At 44.9% G+C, this 24161-nt stretch carries 21 protein-coding genes; 16 read left to right on the forward strand and 5 right to left on the reverse strand.

Annotated features, from left to right (window positions below):
* The 10 genes from B9Y93_RS05315 (at position 1) to B9Y93_RS05360 (ending at position 10909) form a co-directional block, all read left to right on the forward strand.
* A complete protein-coding gene (locus tag B9Y93_RS05315; RefSeq protein ID WP_169027042.1) occupies positions 1-939 on the forward strand; it encodes a DMT family transporter in 939 nt (312 codons plus the stop codon).
* A 230-nt stretch (positions 940-1169) separates the two neighbouring features.
* On the forward strand, positions 1170-2360 hold the full coding sequence (locus B9Y93_RS05320; RefSeq protein WP_085493280.1) for an MFS transporter: 1191 nt from the start codon (positions 1170-1172) through the stop codon (positions 2358-2360).
* A gap of 375 nt (positions 2361-2735) precedes the next feature.
* Entirely contained in the window at positions 2736-3731 is a 996-nt protein-coding gene (locus tag B9Y93_RS05325) for a helix-turn-helix transcriptional regulator (RefSeq protein WP_244903290.1), read from the forward strand.
* Between the two features lie 193 nt (positions 3732-3924).
* A complete protein-coding gene (locus B9Y93_RS05330) occupies positions 3925-4617 on the forward strand; it encodes a response regulator transcription factor (protein ID WP_085493281.1) in 693 nt (230 codons plus the stop codon).
* The gene (locus B9Y93_RS05335) at positions 4610-5701 is read left to right on the forward strand and encodes a sensor histidine kinase (RefSeq protein ID WP_085493282.1); all 1092 of its coding nucleotides are present in this window, start codon (positions 4610-4612) and stop codon (positions 5699-5701) included. Before B9Y93_RS05330 ends, B9Y93_RS05335 begins: the two co-directional genes overlap by 8 nt.
* A gap of 193 nt (positions 5702-5894) precedes the next feature.
* On the forward strand, positions 5895-6950 hold the full coding sequence (gene vanG, locus B9Y93_RS05340; RefSeq protein WP_085493283.1) for a D-alanine--D-serine ligase VanG: 1056 nt from the start codon (positions 5895-5897) through the stop codon (positions 6948-6950).
* Position 6951: 1 nt separating this feature from the next.
* Positions 6952-7803 (forward strand): M15 family metallopeptidase, encoded by an 852-nt coding sequence (locus tag B9Y93_RS05345; RefSeq protein ID WP_085493284.1) that lies wholly within the window; start codon positions 6952-6954, stop codon positions 7801-7803.
* The gene (gene vanT, locus B9Y93_RS05350; protein ID WP_244903291.1) at positions 7793-9061 is read left to right on the forward strand and encodes a serine racemase VanT catalytic subunit; all 1269 of its coding nucleotides are present in this window, start codon (positions 7793-7795) and stop codon (positions 9059-9061) included. The genes B9Y93_RS05345 and vanT overlap by 11 nt, the downstream gene beginning before the upstream one ends.
* Before the next feature lie 114 nt (positions 9062-9175).
* Positions 9176-9970: a MerR family transcriptional regulator gene (locus tag B9Y93_RS05355; protein ID WP_085493286.1), complete on the forward strand. Its 795-nt coding sequence runs from the start codon at positions 9176-9178 to the stop codon at positions 9968-9970.
* 111 nt (positions 9971-10081) lie between these two features.
* The gene (locus B9Y93_RS05360; RefSeq protein WP_085493287.1) at positions 10082-10909 is read left to right on the forward strand and encodes a CPBP family intramembrane glutamic endopeptidase; all 828 of its coding nucleotides are present in this window, start codon (positions 10082-10084) and stop codon (positions 10907-10909) included.
* Positions 10910-11037: 128 nt separating this feature from the next.
* Here B9Y93_RS05360 and B9Y93_RS05365 read toward each other — a convergent pair whose 3' ends face one another.
* Positions 11038-11973, reverse strand: a complete 936-nt coding sequence (locus B9Y93_RS05365) for a DMT family transporter (protein WP_085493288.1) — start codon at positions 11971-11973, stop codon at positions 11038-11040.
* Between the two features lie 111 nt (positions 11974-12084).
* On the opposite strand from B9Y93_RS05365, the gene B9Y93_RS05370 reads away from it, so the two are divergent.
* On the forward strand, positions 12085-13500 hold the full coding sequence (locus tag B9Y93_RS05370) for an aminotransferase-like domain-containing protein (protein WP_085493289.1): 1416 nt from the start codon (positions 12085-12087) through the stop codon (positions 13498-13500).
* Between the two features lie 210 nt (positions 13501-13710).
* Here the strand turns inward: B9Y93_RS05370 and B9Y93_RS05375 are convergent, their stop codons facing one another.
* Both B9Y93_RS05375 and B9Y93_RS05380 read right to left on the reverse strand, forming a co-directional pair.
* Complete coding sequence (locus B9Y93_RS05375; RefSeq protein WP_085493290.1) at positions 13711-14340, reverse strand: DUF2812 domain-containing protein; 630 nt, start codon at positions 14338-14340, stop codon at positions 13711-13713.
* Positions 14337-14678: a PadR family transcriptional regulator gene (locus tag B9Y93_RS05380; RefSeq protein ID WP_217809674.1), complete on the reverse strand. Its 342-nt coding sequence runs from the start codon at positions 14676-14678 to the stop codon at positions 14337-14339. The genes B9Y93_RS05375 and B9Y93_RS05380 overlap by 4 nt, the downstream gene beginning before the upstream one ends.
* A gap of 212 nt (positions 14679-14890) precedes the next feature.
* Here B9Y93_RS05380 and B9Y93_RS05385 point away from each other — a divergent pair, with 212 nt between their 5' ends.
* The 4 genes from B9Y93_RS05385 (at position 14891) to B9Y93_RS05400 (ending at position 20699) form a co-directional block, all read left to right on the forward strand.
* Positions 14891-16438, forward strand: a complete 1548-nt coding sequence (locus B9Y93_RS05385; RefSeq protein WP_342351847.1) for a spore germination protein — start codon at positions 14891-14893, stop codon at positions 16436-16438.
* Complete coding sequence (locus tag B9Y93_RS05390; RefSeq protein ID WP_085493291.1) at positions 16416-17525, forward strand: GerAB/ArcD/ProY family transporter; 1110 nt, start codon at positions 16416-16418, stop codon at positions 17523-17525. The genes B9Y93_RS05385 and B9Y93_RS05390 overlap by 23 nt, the downstream gene beginning before the upstream one ends.
* The gene (locus B9Y93_RS05395; protein ID WP_085493292.1) at positions 17522-18628 is read left to right on the forward strand and encodes a Ger(x)C family spore germination protein; all 1107 of its coding nucleotides are present in this window, start codon (positions 17522-17524) and stop codon (positions 18626-18628) included. Before B9Y93_RS05390 ends, B9Y93_RS05395 begins: the two co-directional genes overlap by 4 nt.
* A gap of 229 nt (positions 18629-18857) precedes the next feature.
* Positions 18858-20699, forward strand: a complete 1842-nt coding sequence (locus B9Y93_RS05400) for a fibronectin type III domain-containing protein (RefSeq protein WP_085493293.1) — start codon at positions 18858-18860, stop codon at positions 20697-20699.
* A gap of 176 nt (positions 20700-20875) precedes the next feature.
* Here the strand turns inward: B9Y93_RS05400 and B9Y93_RS05405 are convergent, their stop codons facing one another.
* The gene (locus tag B9Y93_RS05405) at positions 20876-21754 is read right to left on the reverse strand and encodes an AraC family transcriptional regulator (RefSeq protein ID WP_085493294.1); all 879 of its coding nucleotides are present in this window, start codon (positions 21752-21754) and stop codon (positions 20876-20878) included.
* A 143-nt stretch (positions 21755-21897) separates the two neighbouring features.
* On the opposite strand from B9Y93_RS05405, the gene B9Y93_RS05410 reads away from it, so the two are divergent.
* A complete protein-coding gene (locus tag B9Y93_RS05410) occupies positions 21898-23457 on the forward strand; it encodes a HEAT repeat domain-containing protein (protein WP_085493295.1) in 1560 nt (519 codons plus the stop codon).
* Positions 23458-23535: 78 nt separating this feature from the next.
* Here B9Y93_RS05410 and B9Y93_RS05415 read toward each other — a convergent pair whose 3' ends face one another.
* Entirely contained in the window at positions 23536-24090 is a 555-nt protein-coding gene (locus tag B9Y93_RS05415; RefSeq protein WP_244903293.1) for a YkoP family protein, read from the reverse strand.
* Positions 24091-24161: the final 71 nt, after the last annotated feature.

A 24161-nucleotide genomic window follows, 5' to 3' on the forward strand; every position in this document is an offset into this window, starting at 1 on the left:
ATAAATCACAATGTCAAGGCGTATATTGCAATGACCATTGCAATGACCACGGTAGGGAGTTCATTTGTCGTGGGCAAATGGATTACCGAAAGCTTTCCCGTGTTCTTAGCTTCTGGACTTCGATATGGGCTCGCTTCAGCACTTATGCTCATCATCTTATTCCTCATTGAGAAGCCCTTCCCGAAGCTAACAGGCAAACACGTGGCCACCCTGCTGTTGTTGTCACTCACAGGTGTATTTGGCTTTAGTGTATTACTGCTTTATGGTGTGCAGTACACCTCTGCTACGGAGAGCGGGATTATTACAAGCACGAGTCCGATGGTTATCTCACTCATTTCCTTCTTCTTCCTTAGAGAACGGTTGTCGCGCAAGCAATGGCTCGGCATCTTGTTCGCGGTATGCGGCATCTCGATGATCCACTTGTTCACAAGTGAAACCCATGAGATCGTGCCAGGTGTGCCCAGATGGGTGGGGACGCTGCTGATCTTCGGTGCTGTGATCGGAGAAGCGCTGTTCACGATCTTTGGAAAAGTATTGTCAGGCAAGCTGTCTCCACTTACGATTGCAACCTTTGCCTCACTCATCGGCTTCTTCATGTTCTTGCCATTTGCAATTGTTGAAGCACTTGCTTTTGACTTTACGAAGCCAACACTTAGTGATTGGATGTATATTGTGTACTACGCTATTGTGATCACGGTCATTGGCTTTGTTCTATGGTACTATGGGGTATCCAAGGTGCCTGTAAGCACATCTGCAGTGTTCACTGGCGTCATAGCGGTGTCTGCGCTTGTTTTGTCTTATATTTTTCTTCATGAGCGCTTTGAGTGGGGACATCTGATTGGCATTGTGCTTGTCTTATCAGGGATCTTTATTACCTCGAAGCAAGCGGGCAAAGGACGCTCCCTTCAGGACAACACAAAAACAGAACTGCAGGCGTAACCTTCGACGCCGTTCACAGCAAGCTGGCTTCCGGCAGGGAGTCAGCTTCTTGCGCTTTAAGGAGGTCAAATCCAATCGATTAGGCTTGAGAAAATTGACCTCCATAGGCATTACTCCGTATCGCCGCATAATCGCTCCGTGCAGAGGTAGCCGCTCCCGCTGATTTCTCTTAACATCTAAGAGTATGAAGCATCTACGGAAGATGCCGAGAAAGGAGAACAACAACGTACATGGGGAAAATTCGATTCAGCATCTTTTTCAGCGTGTTCGTGGCTATGGTTGGGCTCATGATTATTGCGCCTGTCATGCCGCCACTTATTCGTGAGTTAGGTCTCAGCGAGACCCATTCTGGATTAATTATATCCTTAGGCTCTGTAGCGATGGCGCTTCTGGCTCCGCTATGGGGAAGATTAAGTGATGTGAAGGGAAGAAAACCTGTCATCATTTTGGGCTTTTTAGGCATGTTTATTGCTTATGTCCTGTTTACGGGGACGATGTATGCGGGACTGCAAGGAATGATCAAGGGCGGACTGCTCGTCGTGCTTCTGATCCTTGCACGCGCCTTGGTTGGCGCATTCATCCCAGCGGTTCCTTCATCCGCACAAGCGTATATGGCGGACATAACGGATGAGAATGAACGAGGCTCAGGCATGGCCTTCATTGGCGCAGCCAACGGGCTTGGACTTGTGCTGGGTCCAGCAATTGCCGGTGTCTTTGCAATAATTGGCCTGATATGGCCGCTTTATATCGGTGCCTTGCTGCCTATTTTGGCTTTGATCGTCGTGATGATCATGGTTCCATCACACAAGCCAGTCATTCACGCCAAGCCGCCCAAGGTTAGTCCTTTTCAAAAGGGAGTGCGAATATATCTTTTCGCAGGCTTCGTTACCATGGTGAGTATTGTTACCTTGCAGGTTATTGGCGGCTTTTACTTTCAGGATCAGCTTGGGCTGACGACTAATGAGACGGCGCGCATGGTATCCTTTGGCTTGATGTTCACGGGTGTAGCCATGATTATTACACAAGGGGTGCAGATGAAGAATAAGAAGTGGCAGCCGAAGCAGCTTCTTGTTGTAGGAGCGCTGCTGATACTTATTGGCGTAATCTTGTTCTTGTCCTTCAACCATTTGGCTGTCTATTATACAGCTTACTTTTTGTTTGGTATTGGTTCGGGTCTGCTTATGCCTGGCTTCATGACTGGCGCTTCGCTTGCCGTTAAGAAGGAGCAGCAGGGTGGCGTAGCCGGATTGATTGGCTCGATTCAAGGGATATCCGCTGTCATTGCGCCATTGTTAAGTACGGGGCTGTATCAAGTGGAAAAGCATCTCCCATTTGCTCTTCTTGGCGTGCTGATGTTTGTACTAACCATAACCTTGGTGATGGTGAACAGCAAATCAACCAGTCAGCATTTGGCTTCCTAAATGGATCGATATTCGGCAGTATGAACAGGCATCGCGTTGGGTTTTAGCATAATCATGGGATTCAGGCACATGCATGAGAAGGGAGCACAGGTCCTGCAAAAGGACTTTTTTATAAAATTTCTATTGATAATGATTCTCGTTGTCGATAAAATAAAAGAGAACAAAGGTCATAACACGACGATATGTCGTTAAAGGACTTATAGAAGTGCAGCAGGCTTTAGCAGGTGAGGAATATATTCCTTTCTTGCACCCTGCTGTTTTTTTCAGCTTTTATTTTCCTTAAGGAAATACTTTTGGATAATGACAACACTTGTACGAGTAAAGCTGAGCTGCTTTTATCAATAGGAAGTTCCTAGGATTAGGAGGGAACGTGATTTGAACTTATCATTAGACACCTGGGATCTGAATGATATCTATCAAGGCTTCCAAAGGCAAATGTCCTCAAGAGTAGAGCCTGATGTACCCGTGCCCAATGAACATCATCAATTGTATTCTATTCCTGCCATAGGCGGAATAGGTTGTCTTGAGCGTTGGCATCTTCGTGAAGGACTTGAACTGAATTGGACCAAGACAAAGATGAGCGCTCCTTTCGTCATGGATGTGGACGTACACTATCCCCATCTTGAAATATCGTATACTTTGTCTGGACATGGCTGTTGGGAAACGTCTGCGAATGCCGGCCAGTATGAACTTGCTGCTGGCGTCTCCACACTAATATCGATACGAGATTCGAAGCTGCACGCGGAGATGTCTCATCGCGAACCGATGCATCATATGGAGCTTCGCTTTGATCTGCGGCAATTCCAAACGATGCTGCCGGCAATGGATCGAATCCACGAACGAGCGGTATTCTGTACACAAATCGCTGACGCTCCTATCATCACGCAGCTTGTTGAGCAGATGCGCCGCTGTCCTTACACAGGTGCATTAAAAAGAATGTACTTGGAAGGGAAAGCTCTGGAGCTGCTGGCCTTTCATCTGGATGGGTTGGATCAAGAAGAACGGAGAAAGCAAGCGACCTCCAAGCTTACACGATATGATATGGATTGCCTTCATGAAGCAAAGAGCATTCTTGCAAGAGATTGGAAGGAGCCGCCTAGTTTGCTTGGACTCGCTCGATTAACAGGCTTAAATGACTATAAGCTTAAGCTTGGCTTCAAGGAATTGTTCGGCACGACCGTATATGGTTATGTTCGAGAGCAGCGAATGACCGAGGCGAGAAAGCTTTTGGAGCAAGGCAAGGCCAATGTAAGCGAAACCGCCTTTATCGTTGGCTATCAGAACGTCAGTCACTTTGCGAAAGTATTCCGTAAGACCTATGGTTATAATCCTAGCGAACTTGTAAAGCAAGCGACTGGCAGAAGCCTGTGAGGGATGATGCCAGTCTAACAAGAGCATCATGCTATAATGAAGCAGGTCAATGTATCGATTCGAGTCATTGATCTGTTTTTTATTGGCCGATCATGGAGGTTCATGCAATTTCAGTCCTTACTCATCGGATTTACCATTTTTGATTTAAACCTGCTATAGTATTCGTAGCACAACTGACAGGGAGATGACAGTAATGAAGCTTATCACGATACTAATCGCCGATGATGAGCAAGAGATTGCAGATCTGATTGGGCTGCATCTGCGCAAGGAAGGTTATCAATGCTTGATAGCTGCAGATGGTCAAGAAGCGCTGCAGATTGTTCAGCAGCATTCCATCGATCTTGCGATCCTCGATATCATGATGCCGAAGCATGATGGCTACGAAGTTACACAGCGAATTCGGGAGCAGCATCAATTCCCCATTATCTTTTTAAGCGCGAAGACGAGCGATCTGGATAAAATAACCGGATTGGTGAGAGGCGCTGACGATTATATGACCAAGCCCTTCAATCCGATGGAGCTTGTCGCTAGAGTCAATGCTCAGCTTCGCCGTGCCATGCAGTTCAGCCAGCCGGCTTCCAAACATGCGATGATCGAAGCGGGAGGGTTGGTTATTCTACCTGAGCAGCGTTCAGTCACGCTGTATGGAGACCCCGTTGAACTGACGCCAAAGGAATTTGATATTTTGTACTTGCTTGCCAGCTATCCGAAGAAGGTGTTCAGCGCGGAAAACATTTTTCAGCAGGTATGGGGAGACGCCTACTTTGAGAGCAGCAATACCGTGATGGTGCATATTAGAGGTCTGCGAAAGAAGCTTAAAGATGACGTGAACAAAAATAAGCTTATCAAAACCGTCTGGGGAGTAGGGTATACGTTCAATGCATAATATCATGCGCAGCTTTAGAACGAAAATGATACTGCTGTTTGGGGTAAGCATGCTGTGCTCTGCTGGAATCACCTTTCTCATGTACAAACTTCTGCAATACTATTATCATTCTGAGGTTCGAATGGAGGACCCACTAGCGATCCTGCGTGATTATATTGGACGGATCGGGGATATTAACTTCTTCTTGATCTTCTTCATACCGTTATCGATCTTGATCTTCTTCTTTCTCACAAAGCGGTATGCCAACTACTTTGAAGAGATTTCTACGGGAATCCATCATCTGGCCAATGGCAACTTCAAGTATCAGGTTCAACTCCATTCCAACGATGAGTTTGCGGATATCGCTAGAGATATTAATCTAGCCAGCGTCAAGCTGCAGCAGGCAATGGAAAGAGGAGACTTTGCGGAAACTAGCAAGGATCAGCTTGTATTAAATTTGGCTCATGATCTTAGGACGCCATTGACGTCTGTGCTTGGGTACTTGGACTTTATTCTTAAGGATAAGGACCTTACGCAGGAGCAGGTGAGACACTATACCTGGATTGCATTTGCCAAGTCCCAACGTCTGGAGAGGCTTATTGATGAGCTGTTCGAGATCACAAGAATGAATTATGGCAAGGTGACCATAGAGAAGAAGCCGATTGATCTTCACGAGCTGCTGCATCAGATGCATGAGGAGCTGTACCCTCTGTTTGAAAAAAACGATCTGGGAGCTAGAATCGAAGTCGATCCCCATCTGAATATTGCCGCTGACGGAGAACTGCTGGCGCGTGTATTCGAAAATCTATTATCGAATGCCATACGCTATGGCAAAGACGGCAAATTCATTGATATACGCGGCTTCTTTGAAGAGGATAAAGCGGTGGTGCAGATCATCAATTATGGTGATCATATTCCTGAAGACGATCTGCCGCACCTCTTTGATATGTTCTATACAGCAGACAAAGCCAGAACTCATCGCCAGGGCAGTACGGGGCTCGGTCTGTTTATCACTAAAAATATTGTGGAGCAGCATCAAGGAACAGTAACTGCTTCAAGCAACGTGATTCGAACGATGTTTGAGGTGCGACTACCGAGATCATAGCTTCGAAGTTATAATGGGAGTGAATCATTTAAGAAAAACTTTATAAATACCCCTATTTCTTCTTAAAAAGTTTTCCCTAATCTTAATGATGCAGAGCTTTGGGAGAACGCAGTTGAAGAGGTAGGGGTGTTTTGCGTTCCTTCTCAAGGTTACGAGCAATGTTGATCGTGATTAAGATGCAGGAGGAATACAGATGAAAAAGTTAACGATTGCCGTATTGTTTGGCGGATGCTCGAATGAATACGAAGTATCGCTGATATCAGCGGCATCTGTGATTGAGCATTTGGAGGCAGACAAATACGAACTCGTGCTGGTTGGGATTACGAGAGAGGGAGAATGGCTGAGATATAGTGGACCTGCAGCAGACATTCGTGATGATCAATGGCACAGGCATTCGAGCTGCATTCCTTCTTTTTTATCCCCAAGCCGATCGGTAAGAGGGCTGGTTGAGCTTGTAAACACGGAATATCATATCAAGCCCATAGATGTCGTCTTCCCTGTTATGCATGGCATGCATGGTGAGGATGGAACAGTACAGGGACTTATCGAGCTATCAGGCATTCCGTATGTGGGCTGCGATATGCTATCATCTGCCATATGCATGGATAAGGAAATTGCCCATACATTGGTAGAAGCTTCTGGAGTGAATACGCCTCGCTCCGTAACGTTGTATAGAGAAGACCACGGGCAAGCAAGCTTACATACGCTTCAAGCCTTGAAGTATCCTGTATATGTAAAACCAGCAAAATCAGGTTCTTCTGTAGGCATCACAAAGGCGCATGATCGGTCCCAACTGATGCGAGGTATCGAGCTTGCTTATGAGCACGATCATAAAGTGGTGATCGAAGAGGAAGTTGAAGGATTCGAGGTGGGCTGCGCAGTGCTGGGACATCGTAACCCTATGATCGGTGTCATTGATGAAATCGAACTAACGGGTGATTTCTTCGACTTTACAGAAAAGTATTCCCTGCGGTCCTCGAAGATCCATCTGCCTGCAAGAGTCGATGCCTACACTGCTGATCGTATCAAAGAGACTGCAGGGCTCATTTATAAGACGCTAGGCTGCAAGGGCTTTGCCAGAGTGGACATGTTTGTTACACCAGATGGCGGCCTTGTCTTTAACGAAGTCAATACAATACCTGGCTTCACAGCCAATTCAAGATATCCTAAGATGCTCCAGGCTAGCGGATATACATATCCTGAGATTCTGGATCAGCTCATACAGCTAGCGCTTGTGGAGGAATCATGAGATGGAGATACTGTCAGAGAGAAAAAATGCTGAATCGATTCGTCAAAAGGAGAACGTTATAACGCTGACTCGATCAGATATCTATCGTGGACATCTTGTACTAGTCAATCGAACCTATACATGGAGACAAATGGAAGACTTAATTGAGCTTCATGCAATGAAGAATGTATCTGTTTATGACACGAATCTAGAGACGATGAGACTTGAAAAGACCTGTTTGGAGCAGCTAACTGCGCTGCTTGAGGCTTGCAATGCAAAGCAGGATATTCTGATTGTAAGCGGCTATCGTTCACTTGAAGAGCAGACGGAACTGTATGAAACCACGCTTCGCGAACATGGTGCTGCATTTACATCCAGCTATGTTGCACGACCAGGCTCAAGCGAGCATCAGACGGGATTGGCTGTGGACGTGGGACTAAGGACGGACGAGATCGACTATATTTGCCCCACCTTTCCTGACTCAGGGGTTTGTCAGAGCTTCAGACAGCTTGCGGCCGAATATGGATTTATCCAGAGATACAAGGAAACGAAGGAAGCGATTACGAACATCGCAGCAGAGCCATGGCATTTTCGATATGTAGGTTATCCGCATTCAGCCATCATGGAAGAACGCAACTGGTGCTTAGAGGAATACATGGAGAAAATAAAGCAATACCACGTCCATCACGAGCATGTATACGTGGAGGCGAAGGATGGAAGAGGAACAATTGAAATCTATTATGTACCCATTCCTCAAGACATGGTTCGCATTAAGATACCGAATGGGGAGTCATACTCCGTCTCCGGCAATAATCATGATGGATGCATCATTACCGTGTATCATGGTCAAGGCAGTGAGTGCCGTGAAAGCTAATTCATCCGGAGCATTCGAGATAGGGAAGATAACTGCGGCGAAGGAAGTCCCTATGGCCTTTGCACTGCCAACGGTTCCTTATGCTGCAAGAGGTGCATGTATAGAGCACTGGAAGCCGGATAATAAGCTGCAGCGATCAGATGGTTACCGCGCATGGGCAGAAATCAACCTCGCACACTTAAAGCAAAATGCAGCTGAGTTGAAGCGTCGATTGCCTGATGCTTGCTCCCTCATGGCGGTGGTGAAGGCGAATGCATACGGCCACGGCAGTGTTCCCGTTGCGAAATGTCTGCAGTCCATCGGTATTCATTCCTATGCCGTCGCAGAGATTCGTGAGGGAATTGCTTTGCGCAAAGCAGGCATTCGAGGAGAGATTCTAGTTCTCGGGTATACCTCGCCAGGGCAGTTTGAAGATCTATGCCGATATGGCCTTACACAAACGGTCATCCAAGCAGAGTACGCTATCGCATTAAACCAATATGGTAAGAAGATGAAGGTTCATGTGAAGTTCGATACAGGCATGGGAAGACTAGGAGAGCGTGCTGACCAAGTAGAACGTACCCTCTGTATGTATCGTCAGCCGAATCTGCTGGTAACGGGTACGTATAGTCATTTATCTGTCCCAGACAGTGATCGGGAAGAGGATATCGATTATACAAAGGGCCAGATTCGGCGCTTCTACCATCTTGTGGATGCCATCAAGTCAAATGGACTCGAACCTGGAAGACTTCATCTGCAGAGCAGCTATGGAATGTTGCTTTACCCTGAGCTCGATTGTGATTTGGCTCGTCCAGGCATTGCCTTATACGGAGCAATAGATACAGCAGCGGGCCATGATGAATCGACGATGAATATACTGCCAGTGCTTTCCTTGAAGGCCAGAGTTACGATGATCAAGCGTGTTCCTGCCGGGACCCATATTGGATATGGACGCCGCTATAAGACAGCACAGGACAGCCTCATCGCAACGGTGTCGATTGGCTACGCTGATGGAATTCCAAGATGTTTATTTGAACAGGGCGGCTATGTATTGGTTAGAGGACAACGTGCAGCTATAGCGGGGAACATATGCATGGATCAGATGATGATCGATGCGACACATCTCGATCATCTTGAGGAAGGTGATGTCGTGACGCTGATTGGACAAGACGGAGATTGTTGCATCACCGCTATTGAGGTAGCGACACGCTGTCATACGATTCCAAACGAGCTGCTAACCGGTATTGGGAGCCGAGTGGATCGAGTATACCTTGATTAGGAAGCAAGATGATTCGAATGAGCCATTCGTATCATCTTTTTTTATGAATTGATATAATGATTGCGAGATTGGAAGCAAAAGAAAGAAATCATACTTTCGGATAAGGGGATTATCATGTACACAATTGGACAGGTGGCAGCATTTTTAGGGGTATCCCGTGATACACTGAAATTTTATGAAGATAAGGAATTAGTAAGACCCAAGCAGGATGCCGAGAATGGATATAGAAAATATGATCGTTTTGATATATATGATATCACCACCGTTAATTTTTATAGAGAAATGGATATTGAGATCAAGACAATCCAAGAATTAAGAAGAAGCAAGAGCCTTAGCGGCATTCGATCAATATTAGAAGTGAAAGAACAGGAGGTGCTGGAGGATATTGAATATAAAAAGCTTCTATTAAAAAAGCTTCGAATCGTCAAAGAAGACTGCGAGAAAATAGAACAATGCTTAGGAACATATACGATAAAGGAAATGGCGCCTATAGAAGTGAAAGGAGAGATGGAGCATTACACGTCATATAGTGAATATGACAGGCTAAAAGAGAGCACAGACAGCTTAAAGAAGGCCGTTGTCTTAACTTCTCTGAGAAGAGTCATTCGCTTTAATGACAAAGGAATCCTAGAGGACAAGTTTTTGATTGTCAAAAAAATAGACGATGACGAGAACGAGAAAGAAGGCCATATTATCGCTTATCCGCAATGTCTATATACCGTTATTGAAGATGGCAGATACTCAACAGGTGGGAAAAATACAGACCGATATGTGGAAGCCGGCTTGAGAAAAGCAGCAATAGAACATGGAGCTGAACTAACGGGGCTTGTCTATATCAATTTACTGCTTTCAACGTATGAGGATGGGCTGGAACGGGTATTTTTAGAAATGTATGCGCCTATCAAGTGATGCGGGGTTTTGTATTGACCTGTGAGTTACTCCTAGGTTTAAGCTGAAGATATTCGCAAATAGAAGCGGGAAGCGATTAGCGGATAATTCAGTTTGAAACGGGGAAATTCCATGAAAAGAGAAAAGAAATTAAAAAATCCAGTAGCAAGTTTTATTATTGTAACGAACCTCATGTTTTGGCCGCTTTTTTGTCTTGTAGGCGCCGCAAAGATGTTGGAATTCCCTGAATGGGTCTTTCAATTGATGCTAACCATATCTGCTTGGTCTTCGACGTTTGCTTTTACGGTGTTATTTAAAAGAATCTACCCTGAGCAGCGCTTTGCAGCATTTGTAAAGGATGCATTCAAGTGCAAACTGAAATGGTCTGTGCTGGCGATGTCCAGCTTCATACAAATCTCGATATTTGGGATGATCATGCTCGTTGTTGTAGTAAACCATAAGCCAGACTCTATCTTTACGATATCGACATGGGGGATGCTGATCTATTACTTTGTAAAAAATCTTCTGTCAGGACCGCTCGGTGAAGAACTCGGCTGGAGAGCCTTTGCACTTATGGAGCTTCAAAAAAAGCATTCGCCATTAGCTGCTTCGATCATCATTGGATTTTGGTGGGGGCTGTGGCATCTGCCTATTTGGCTTACGACAGGATATGTGGGCATGGAGCTCATCCAATATGTTTTATTTTTTATGCTATCTATTATGTCCACTTCGATAATCATGACGGCATGCTATAACTTCAATCGTAATTTAATTGTACCGATTGTCATACACCAATTCTTTAACTTTTTTGTTGGATTAATTAACGAGAAGCTTGTCGTGTTAATCACGTATAATGCCTTTTTCTATGTTGCGGCAGCGATGTTAATCATTGTGATCAACCCCAAGAAAGTGATGTATGGAAAGAAAGAAGCTAAGAGCGTTGTCCGTCCTATTCCTTAACCCGTACAAGATTAGGAGAAAGTGCTGGAGCCGTAACAACTCCACATTGCTACGGCTCCGATCATATATAAGACATGACATTAAATCGTTCTTTGATCCTTAAAGGCCAATGGTCCTCTTAGAGCAACTCAGGTTGAATACGAGACAGGTTCGATTGTTTCCGCCCTCTTTTTTGCAGACAAGAGCAGCTTCAAGTCTCCCCAATTCACAAGAATCGTTCCAGCGATGATGGTTATCGCTCCAATTACGGTCAGCCATGTTATCTTCTCATCGTAAAACAGCACGCCAATGGCGAGCGCAATCATAGGAGAGATATATAGCCAAGTCGATGCGAAGACAGGTGTAGTTCTCGATACCAGCCAGTAGAACAAGCTATGCCCGATCATAGAGCCTACAACAATCAAGTAAAGCAATGAGCTGATCGCTCCAGCCGATTGAAAAGAATGAATGTTCCACGATTCCGTGCATGCTGACAAGATAAGCAGCATCAGCCCGCCATATGTCATTTGCACAGCGTTAAGGGCAATCGGCGATACATCTCGAAAATACTTATTTGCCTTTTTAGAATACAAAGCCCCGCTTGAGTAGAACAGCTCTCCCATGATAATGGCTATACTGCCCAGCAGAATCCAAACACTCCAGGCCATCGTAAGACTCGGCAGGATAAGCAGCACAACGCCAAGCAATCCGATCACGCATCCGATTAAGGAGCGTGGAGAAGGCTTCTGCCGCATAACGAACAGCTGAATCAACAGGATCATCATGGGACCGGTAGCGGATAAGACAGCAGCATTGCCCGATGCGACGAATTGCTCTCCCCAATACAAGGTTGAAAAGGTGCCGAACGTTAAGCAGAACCCTGTGATCATCAGCTCTTTACGCAAGAGCAGCGAGAGATTTGCTTTTTTTCTCAGCAGCATCCATCCTAGTAGGATGACACCAGCGATAAAGAATCGTAATCCTGCTGACAAAAATGGCGGAGCTGAGGCATCTACGCCAATCTTCACGGCTAGGAAGGTCGTGCCAAAAATAAAACAGACCAACAAATAATTGAGTATTACCATGTGTATTTCCTCCTTCGTGTACTCATCATAAAGGAGAGGAAGTAGAACAGTTTAATCTATATAGAACAGATACGCTCTATTTCAGGTATGATGGTAGCAGGAGGGAAGAACATGCTGTTCAGACAAGTGTATGATTATATTAGGATTAGGATGAAGCGCGGAGAGTGGCATGAGCATGACAAGCTTCCTTCTGTACGTTTGCTCGCGATGGAATTGAATGTGAACCGACTGACCGTCTTCAAGGCCTACCAGCTGTTAAAGCAAGAAGGGCTCGTATATGTAAAGGAGAAGTCAGGGTATTACGTTAGCCCGGAGCACTTGAATAACCGTGAAGCTGCCTATCAGGGGGGCGCTTTGAAGCATGCTTCAGCGCCGGATATTCGCAATAAGCTGTCTGATATTCATCGCGTAGAAGCATCTAATCAGTTCTCCAAGGCGTTAATCGATCCTGGGCTGTTGCCCAACCTGTTCTTGTCTGATTATGTGAAGCGTGTGTTTGATCTGTATCCCAAACTAATGGGTACCTATTCCACAGCGCAAGGGGACGAGGAACTTCGCACGGTTCTTGCAGCATATCTGAACCAGCAGTTTTACACGGATTGTCACGCTTCGGAACTAATCATCACGACGGGAGCACAACAGGCGATCGATCTCATCACTCGGATGTGGATCAGGCCTATGGATGCAATTCTCGTTGAACGCCCGACCTACAGCGCGGCGCTTGATGTATTCCGTGCACAAGGCGCACGACTGATTCCTGTGGAATTCGCTCCTGAGGGCTATGACATGGAGCAGGTCGAATTATTAATGAAGGAACACAGGCCAAGATTTTTCTATCTGAATCCAACCTTTCATAATCCAACAGGGTATACATTGCCTGCTGATCAGCGCAAGCAGCTTCTGGAGCTAGCCGAAGCCTACCAATGTTTGCTTATTGAAGATGATTCCTTTCATGACATTTATTTTGATCAGCGCCCTCCGCGACCTCTGTATGCATACGATACAAGCGGTTGGACGATCTATATCCGAAGCTTCTGCAAATATGTAGCGCCAGGCTTGCGAATCTGTGCAGTTGTTGGCAGTCAGGACATCATTAATTCATTGATCAAAGCCAAGTCTCTGGCTGATAACGGCACGCCGCTTGTCACCCAAAAAATATTTTTGCATTATTTCCAATCGACACGAATGCAGCAGCATTTGGAGAAACTGCGTATCGCGCTGCAGATCCGAAAGGATGTCATGGAAGAGGAGTTGAGACAGTCCGGGCTTCCGTGGACTTGGGCAAGTCCCAATGGTGGATTGAATTTGTGGATACAGCTTCCTGAAGGGCTCAGCGCGCAAAGGCTGCTAGAAGAGGCTCTTCGCCAATCTCTGACTTTTGTACCGGGTGCAATCTGTGATCCCTTGGATCAGATTGAGGATCACATTCGATTGAGCTATTCCTTTATGAATGAGGCAAGCATTCGGATTGGAATCAGGGTACTGGCACAGGTGGCATCCGATATTCTTGATCGTGAGCAAATGTAGTTGGGCGCTTATCTATTGTAGAAGATCAAGACAATGAATTAGAAGCAGTGCCACAGAGAAGAGCCCGCTGTCCAAATGCGGGCTCTTCTCTGTTCATCCATGTTCGTAATGCTAACCTTCGAACATGCTTAGCAGTTTCCCATTAAACAGCTGTATTGGTGCGCAACCATAAGCATCCATAGTTTCGAACAGATAAGACGGGGATGTTGTTTAATCAAAAGTCTTACTTTCTTCTTTTAGCTGATTAACCAGTGAAAAATATTTCACCATTGGGATAACAAACAGAATGCTAAAAAATAGTATTACAGCCCTGAGCACCCATGTCATAGCCGGTGATAACGAAGATACATTCGGAATGAATGTAATAGCACTTAACCCGATCATCATAAGAACTGCCCAAACATAAGTTCGCTTAACCGACTTGTAAGCATTCAATTTATCACTAACATCTGTATACAATTCAAACGGTTTACCATCTTTCTTTTTTTCTAAAATTAAAAGCTCTTTGTTAAACCCGCCGGGCGAGGTGGAGATATGCCCCATACCCTTTGCGTATGGCCGCCACCTTATCTTTCCATATGAAAGATTCCAATTGATATTTTTGGTAAAAGTGCGAAAACCCATGTCTTCAAGGTACCGACGATAATCCTTTGCTTTGGAATAGGCTCTATCCCCAACAAACTCTATGGCATATTCATATTCATTTGGTTTGCATTCATCAAAAGTATATGTCATTATCCCACATTTTTTGAGCCGATAACCGCACTTAGCCATACTATTCAACCATTTCTCCTGCTCATCAAGAAAATCAAAAAAGTATCGTAATACTGTTCTGCTCATGTAATTCTGTCCCCCTTAATAATTGTTGAGGCCAATTTCCAAACTTCGACTATACGCTTTAATTCTTCTTCAGCTTTTTGTTTGCCAAGACCGGTAATAACATACTCTTTTTTCTTGCTATCAAATTCATTTCCAGATGGAGCAATCCACTTTTTCTTGACTAATGTGTTGATGGCACCATATAAGGTGCCAGCACCTAGAACAACTCGTCCATTTGTTTCATTTTCAATGAACTGCATAATTCCGTACCCGTGATTAGGTGTATATACAGCTAACAGCACTAGAAATGTTGTTTCCGTCAGAGCACCACCTTTTATATTGTCTCTGATATAAACCACTCCCTAAATATTACGTTTACTGTAATATGTATATCACTAAACGTAATATGTGTCAATGCATTTCAAATGAAATCATCAAACCGTGATCTTGTTACTGACATCTAACTTTTTTTATTAGAAAGAAAGCATGGAAGGATCCATGAAAGGAATATTTGTCTTCTCCCTAGGTAACGCTACATGTTATCGCAATTGTCAAAAAGGGGGGCATTTCTGTGGGATTTTTTCAAAAGATGTTCAGCAATAATCCTAGAAAAAGCAGCTCTATATCGAAGATGCCTGTTCTAACGCCACAGCCTCTATTACCAAACATTCAAGAGAACATTAACTATGTAAAGGAAGCATTATTTCATACGGATGATTTGATCCATCAGACATTGTCCATCCCAGGGTACAACAGTGAATTTCTGTTTTTATATTCGATGTGCGACCAGAAGAAGATACGAGATGAGATTCTAAAGCCAATCTCCGATCATCGTCATCTCGATCAGGAGCTAAAAGAAATTCTAATCGACATGCGTGCCAACAAGCATGATGATCTAGAAAATGTGATTGATCTGCTGGTCAAGGGCAACGCTGTTCTGTTTATAGAAGGATTTACAGAGTGTTATGTTATCGAGGTGAGGTCGAGCCACGAACGCAATGTCGCGGAGCCAAGCAATGAAAAGACAGTGGAAGGATCGCATGCAGGCTTTGTCGAGAGTCTTACCATTAATCTGCAGCTTGTTCGCAAACATATTGAGAATCGAAATCTTGTTGTCAGACGCTATAAGCTAGGTAAGCAGACGAGAGCAGAGACCGTGTTAATCTATCTGAACAATCTTGCTAATCCTGAGTTGATTGATGAGATTAATGAACGGCTGCGCAGTATTAATGCGGACAATATCACCTCAACAGAATTCATTGAGGAATATATTGAAGATACATCCTTGTCGCCTTTCCCACAGCTGCTGCATACAGAGAGGCCAGACCGTGTAATTGCAAATTTGCTTGAAGGAAGAGCGGCCTTGCTGGCCGAAGGAAGTCCGACTGCATTATTGATGCCCGTCACATTCTTTTCGTTTTATCAATCTCCAGATGATTATTACTTTCGTTCCTTTTCTGGTTCCTTCATCCGATTCATTCGGATCGTCAGCTTCGTTATTGCGATCTGTTTGCCGGCGTATTATATTGCCGTGGTGTCTTTTCATTATGAGGTCATTCCCCAGGATCTCCTACTGCCGATTAAGAGCAGTATTGAACATATTCCATATCCACCGATTCTGGAGGCTCTGTTTATGGAATTAACGATTGAGCTTCTGCGTGAAGCTGGAATTCGACTGCCGGGTCCTGTCGGACAAACCATCGGGATTGTAGGTGGGCTTGTTATTGGCGATGCCGTTATAAAAGCGGGACTTGTATCGAACGCGATGATTATCGTCGTTGCCTTGACTGCAATCTCTTCTTTTGTAGTGCCCTCACATGAAATGAGCTCATCCGTGCGTATTCTACGGTTTCCAGTGATGATCGGCGCTTCGCTCTTTGGATTCTTCGGCATTGTCTACAGTCTAATGATGATCCTAATTCATTTATGCAGCCTTCATTCGTTTGGAACACCATACTTTGCACCTGTAGCACCGTTTCGTTTGAAGGATTGGAAAGACATGATCATTCGATTTCCACAATGGAAGCTAAATCAACGCTCGAATGATCCTGCTCCGCAGAAATTGAGTCAAGAGGGATATTCAGGGGAGGGGCATCATGGAGATGACCAAGCAGAATAATCTATTAACTTCTGGACAGCTCATTTTTATGATTATTCAGACTCAAATCGGGGTGGGCTTGCTTGGTCTTACGAATCAAGTACATGAGGATGCAAAAGGGGACTCGTGGATCTCTGTCATCGTTGCTGGCTTGCTGGTCCAGGTGTTTATCTCTATCATGTGGATGCTCAGCAAAAGATTTGAAAATCAAACGATCTACGATTATTTGCCTAAGGTGCTTGGTCGATATATCGGCACGATCATCCACTTCTGCTACGTCGTTTATTTCATGCTGGTGGCGAGCTTTATCGTGATTCAATTCAGCAAGACTGTCCAGAATTGGGTGCTGATTGATACACCGCGTTGGATCGTAATGGGTATGATGTGTTGTGTGTGCTTCTATCTGGTCAAGGAAAACTTAAGGACGATTGCCCGCTTCTTCGTGCTGGTGTTTTTTTGCAACATTGCAGTCATTGTCATTGCTGCTTATGCCTATATCCACGTGAACTTCCTATATCTGCTCCCTGTTGGACAAGAGGGAATATGGAATATAACGAAAGGGGTGCATCGAGCGATGACCTCTTTTGCAGGTTATGAGATGCTGCTAATCTGCTATCCTTTTGTGGGCGGCACGAACAAGCAAAAATTCAAAGCGGCAAGCATAGCCAATCTCTTTACAACGATCCTGTATACCTTTGCCGTCTTAACGAGTATTATCGTATTCAGCCCGCCTGAACTCGCCTTATTGCCTCAGCCCTTGCTGTACATGGTCAAGGCCTTGTCATTTACGGTTATTGAGCGACCGGACCTTTATTTTTTATCTTTATGGGCCGTTGTTGCAGCCACCTCCTTTATGGGATACACCTATATGGCATCACGAGGACTTGCCAACTTATTTCAAGCACATAGCAGTCATCAGCGCGCTGTTCCTTATGCAGTCGGGATTACGTTTACGCTTGCTGTTATCTTTCAGAATCCAAGATACTTATATCTTTATCAGTGGATCTTGTCTGCAAGTGACTACATCTTTGTGATTGGCGTTCCTATCATACTGCTGCTAATATCGGTAATGCTTCACAAAAGCCAAGTAAAGGAGAGGATAGGATGAAAATTGTAAAAATCATCTTGTCCATATGCTTACTGCTATTGACGGGTTGTTGGGATCAGCAAATGCTGAAAGATGACCGCTTGGCTTATGTGATAGGATATGATCTTTCTTCTGAAGGAATGATACAATCGACGACGGTATTGCTCAAGGTAAGTGGCCTGCCTGCTGATAAAAGTGAGATCAGTGAGGTTCACACCGCAACCGGATTTACGAGCAGACATACCCGTGACATCACAGATCGCGAAGTACCTGGCAAACTATCCGCATCCAAACTTAGGATGCTTCTTATTGGTGAAGACATGGCCAAGCAAGGGGTTTATCCTCTGCTTGATGTGTACTATCGGGATCCAAAGAGTGCACTCAATTCTAAGGTGGCCATTGTCAAAAGAAGTGCGCATGACCTGATTGCGACAAAAACGAAAAGTACCCAGATCAATGGAGAGTTTAACAAATTGATAAAAAGCGGTGAGAAAAGAACCGTCGTTCCAACTGTAAACCTTGAGCTAATCTGCACCCATATGCTTGATCCTGGCGAAGACTTTGCAGTCCCGTATTTAACTCAACATGATACGAATCCTGTCATCGAAGGTATTGCAATGTTTAATGATGATAAAATGATGGGAGTCTTAAATTCAGAAGACTCCTTGATGTATCTGCTGATGAAAAATAAATTAGCGAAGACAGCCAGCCTAACGCTCGAAGTTGACAAGAATGAAGCACAAAAGCCTTACAACTATATTGCGCTTGATTTTCAAAGGGTTAAGCGCAAACTGAACGTGAGCGTGGATGGCTATAAGCAGATTAAGGTCCTGCTTGATCTTAAAGTGAAGGTAACGGCTATCGAATACCCAAAAGACCATCTATACTTGAATCGCACGCTAGAGAAGCTGGATCAAAAATTATCGCAAGATCTAACCCACAAAGCAGAAGCAGTTGTCAGACAAATGCAGGACTGTAATCACGATGGACTTGGGATTGGACGACGAATCATTGCTTATTATCCAAATACTTGGAAGAAACTTAATTGGGAAGAAGATTATCGCAACATTGAGATCATACCGAAGGTAACCGTTGAAATTGTAAACCATGGCATTGTGAACTAACGGATAAACCGCGTTGATGACGCGGTTTTTTGTGTGCAAACCATTATTACGGCTGAAATAGAGAAATTCCTCCCTGTAAATTGGATATTATCCCTTTCTGAGCGATAGCCTTTTCCTGATAATGAAGGTGTAAGAAAGAAGCAACCATCTAAAAAGAAGGGAGGTTATTTAGCAACCCCATATTTGTAAACGCTGTCATTATTGGTTGAGAAAAGGAGGAAGATGACGAATGATTGGATCTCGCATTGCAATTCGCCAGTTATGGGTCATGATCTTGGTTGCCGCTCTAGTCTTGTCGCTTGTTCAAGGGATGGGAGTAGGGGTGCAAACAGCGAGTGCAGCTGTCAGCAGCAAGACAATTGTAGGGTACTGGCATAATTTCGACAATGGTTCAGGCTTTATTAAGCTGCGAGATGTATCTCCAAAGTTTGATGTCATCAATGTATCTTTTGCAGAACCAACCTCAGGTGTTACGAACGGAACGATTGGCTTTACCCCTTACAACTACACGGAAGCAGAGTTTAAAGCAGATGTCGCTTATCTGCAAGGCCAAGGAAAGAAAGTAATCATCTCTATTGGCGGGCAAAATGGTCAAGTACAGCTTGCAAGCACTACAGCTAGAGACAATTTTGTTCAATCTGTAACCGCGATCATTGAGAAGTATGGTTTTGACGGCCTTGATGTTGACTTCGAAGGCCACTCCTTGTACTTGAACACGGGTGACAGTGATTTTAAAAATCCCACCACCCCCGTTATTGTCAACTTAATTGCTGCTCTAAGAAGCATCAATAATCACTTTGGCACTAACAATTTCTACCTCACCATGGCCCCTGAGACCTTCTTCGTTCAACTTGGTTATTCCTTCTATGGCGGAAGCTGCATCAGCTGTGATAGTCGAGCCGGCGCTTACTTGCCGGTCATCTACGCTACCCGCGATATTCTAGATTGGCTGCAAGTGCAAAATTATAATTCTGGCCCGATCATTGGGCTTGATGACCAGTATCATACTATGGGCAACGCTGACTTCCATGTGGCTATGGCTGATATGCTCTTGACAGGATTTCCAGTCGCCAAAAACACAAACCATATCTTCCCGGCCCTCCGTCCTGATCAGATATTGCTTGGTCTTCCAGCCAACGCGAATGCTGGCGGCGGCTTCACAAGTGTAACGGAGGTTCATAAAGCATTAAATGCGATCATGAAAGGCATTCAGCTGCCAAGCTATCAAATGCGGAGCAGTACCTCAGGGTTTGCCGACTTCCGTGGCGTTATGACATGGTCGATTAATTGGGATAAGTTCAACAACTTTGAATTCTCGAACAGCCATCGTGCTTACCTCGATGCCATTACTCCACCAGTACCGGATACACAGCCTCCAACCGCGCCTGCCAATGTAACGGTCACGTCCACATCCTCAACGAGTGTATCGCTCAGCTGGACCGCTTCTACTGATAACGTTGGGGTGACAGGATATACGGTCTCATATGGAAGTCAGAGCGTTGAGTCGACAAGTACGAACGCTATGATCAACAATCTGACGCCAGATACCACCTATGTGTTTACCGTATCAGCCAAAGATGCGAAGGGCAACCAGTCCGCTGCAAGCGCTCCACTCACTGTTAAGACAGACCCTTCTAATTCAGGTCAGGATACCATTCCGCCATCCTCACCAAGCAATGTGCAGGTCGTATCCAAATCCGCGTCCAGCGTCACTTTGAACTGGAATGCTTCGACAGACAATGTCGGTGTTGTGGGATATACTATTGCTTATGGGAGCGCAATGATTCAAGTATTAACGACACAGGCGACGATCAGCGCCTTAACGCCGAATACAAGCTATACGTTCACGATTACGGCTAAGGATGCAGCAGGCAATACATCCACGGCTGCAAGCATTAGCGTGACGACAGATGCGCAAGCGGGAGCTCAAGCTTGGGCGCCTAATGTCAGCTACAAGGTTAATGATGAGGTGAGCTACAGCGGCAACACATACGTCTGTCGTCAGCCTCACACCTCCTTGCAAGGCTGGGAACCGCCTAATGTGCCTGCCTTGTGGCTTTTGAAGCCATAAGCTCATCCATCTGAGCAGATGATCCCTGTAATCTCAATGAATCAGTAAGAGATAAGATGAAGCAGCTGTCCCTTGGCATCGTTAATGAAGGGAGCAGCTGCTTTGTCATTTGATATTGCAATCGGTGTCTTCCTAAGAGCAGACTATCGATCTTATCCCGGTATGAAGATGTAATATTATCCATGTTGCCTTTCGTCACGAGCCTCCCGATATTGGCGCGGGGTAGTCCCATTCAATTGGCGAAACAGTCTAGAAAAGTAGTGGACGGAGGAGAAGCCATGCTTCTCAGCAATATCTGTTATGCTAAGACTCGTATTCATCAAATCCTCTTTGGCTCTAATCATTCGAAAGTGATTGATATACTGCGTGGGAGGCATTCCCGTCGCTTTTTTGAACAGTTCAAAAAAATATCCCCTGCTAATCTGCAGCTCTTGATAATAAGCCGACAGCGACTGCAGCTCTCCACGTATCAAATCCTGATCTAATCTAGATAACACCTTGATCATTCGTTGATCCATGAAATATTGTTGCTGTAATACGACAGATAAGAAATATTCAATAAATAGAAGAAAGTAGCTTTGGCATTTCAAACTGCGCATATAGGTATGCTCATCAGGATAACAATTTTCTGTGTAGAAGCTCTCGAAACGATCAACCCATAATCGAACAGAATCTGTTTGTGTATATTCTGGAATAGGGTAGGGAAAAGCTGGCCCGACTAGAGCGCGAATCAACTGCTCCTCATCGTAGCATATCGTGCTTGGAGATGAAAAATGAGCTCTTCGATCTACGTGAGACCAATCAAAATAGCAGCATACGTGCACCATAGGATCGCTAGTATCGGCAATCCAATCATGAGGCTGTCCAGCTGGAATATAGATGATGGAACCCGATTGGACATGATAGGTTCGTCCACAAGTTTGCAGTATCCCTTTGCCCTCACTGATCACATATAGAGATGAGGAATAACAATAGCGGCTGCGGCTTGTTTGATTTTTGGAAAAAGGATAACGAGTGGCGTAATTGACATAAGGGTGAAAAGCCGCAAGATCCATCGTGTAATCTCCCCCTTTGTGACATTTATCATTAGATTGCAAGACGATTGTACAAAAGGTTGACTCCCATGTAAATACGACCAGCATGCTAGCTGCTACAATACCTCTGAAGTAAAAAGAAGTAACGGAAGGGGAGGTAGTCCATGAATCAAGCATCATTGTTAACAGATGAACAGATGGTACAGTTTATTACCGAAGGTTATCTTGTACTTGCCAACGAGCTTCCCGAACAGCTGCATCAAGAGGTTATGGATAATATTTATCACGCGCTGCACGAGGAGGGGAATCCTGGAAATAATATTTTGCCAAGAGTCCCAAAGATCATGGAATTTTTTGATACAGCTGTGGTGAAGGGTGCGCTTACAAGCATACTGGGTCCAGATTACTATATGCACCCACATCGCCACTGTCACTACAACCAGCCTGGGAATCAACAGCCAGGCGGAGGTAAGTGGCATAAAGATGGCTATTGGTCAGCAATGAGAAGCCATCGGCCTTGGTGGGCCATGATCTTTTACTACACACAAGATATTACGGAAGAATTGGGCCCTACCGCTGTTATGCCTGGTACTCAATATTATGAGAAGTTCATCGGAGAAAGGGGAAGGACAATACTCCCTACCGGCAAGGCGGGTACGATGGTATTGGTGCATTTTGATCTGTGGCATAGAGCTTCATTGAATATTTCTAACCTAGATCGCTATATGCTCAAATTCCAATTTGTGCGGCTCCAGGCTCCTACGCAGGCGAACTGGAATCATCAGGAGAAGGACATGGTCGTACCACAGCACATCAAAGATGGCGTTCCCTATGAACATCTTCATATTTGGCAGGATACATGGAATTGGCTTCGAGGAGAAGCAAAGACATTATCGGAAGGGTCAGCTCTAATAGAACGTATTCATTTATCTTCTCTTGAGAAAGATCTTGATTCTGATGATAACGCAGCGCTGTGTCGAGCTATTGGGCAGACTCTAGAATATGGAGAAGCAGCAGTGTGTATTGCGCCTGTTCTTGGAGAATTGCTTAGAGAGAGTGAGCCTGTGGCATTAAATGCAGCCTATGCGCTTGCACAAATGGGAACCTCTGGAGTCGAAGTGTTGATCAATCAGCTTCGCACAGGTACAAAGCAAGTGGCAGAAAGAGCAGCCTATGGCTTGCAATCGGCTGCATCCGCTGCAGTACCAGCGCTTCGGGAGGTGCTGGTGCACCCCGACGAGCATCGAAGAGCGCTTGCTGCCTATGTACTGGGCATGATCGGACCAGCAGCCTGCGAAGCAGTTCCATGCCTTATCGCACAGCTGCAAGATGACAGTGAGTGGGTAAAGCGCAATATTGTCGAAGCGCTTGGAATGATTGGCAATGTGAACGGTGAAGTTGTTTCGGGAATATGTTCCGTATTGGAGGAAGCGATACGGAGCGAAGCTGCGCTCGTTGACGTGAAGCACGATATGCAGTCCTATATTATTAACAAGCTTGGCTATACAGCAGCGCTAGCACTTCTGCGGACAGGCAGAGATGGTGATTCCATGCAGATCGTTAAGGCGCTTGAACAGGCACTGAACAGTAAAGATCGATATGTGAGAGCCTATGCGTCTGAAGCACTTACTCACTTAAGTACGCCTGAGGCGATCAAGGCTTTGATCGGCTACTATCGTACGGCAAGATGGTGTCCAGACACTAGCAAAGCAAGTACTTTTTAATTCACATTAACAAAAAGTGGAGGTTAGCCTCTTTGAAAGCATCATAACGTGACCGATACCACGATCTTTCTTTTTGCGCTAATCTCCATATCTTTTGGCCAACTGCTCCATAGACATATATAAGTACTTAGGCATATTTTTTCTGCACGATTTGAGTGGATGTGAGACTGACAAGAAGTGGATTGGCATGAAGCTCAACCATTTGAAATCCCGATACAGTCGATTGCTAACGTCTAATGTCTCGAAGCCAAGATGATGAGAACCTGGATAGAGCATCGTAAGCCCGATGATGCCCTTGATATCCGCTGTTTTGTCATGCGTTTGAATATAGCGGTATACACTAGGTAGTGAACGTTCTATCCATCTAACCAATACCCTTCCTTTTGTGATATCGCTAGATAAGGGAATCAGCTCTTTTAGCAAGGACAAATTATCAAGGTGGATTTTGAGCAGCACATCGTTCTTTTTGATTAAGCTTCCATCTTGCAAGGCCATTTCCTGCCCTTTAAAGCAGATCAGCTTCACTCTGAATATATTGGAGCCTTCTCGATCGACGTAGGTAAGCTGACGTGCAGCATGACCGATAGGGTCTAAGACATTCCAGATGGACAACACAAACATTTTATAATTCATAATCGCGTCCTCGGTTGTTCAGCAATATTGATAATGTGGATAAGGAAGCCTTTTTTTATAATGAAACAAGG

Source organism: Paenibacillus aquistagni (genome assembly GCF_900177815.1).
Taxonomy (GTDB): Bacteria; Bacillota; Bacilli; order Paenibacillales; family Paenibacillaceae; genus Paenibacillus_B; species Paenibacillus_B aquistagni.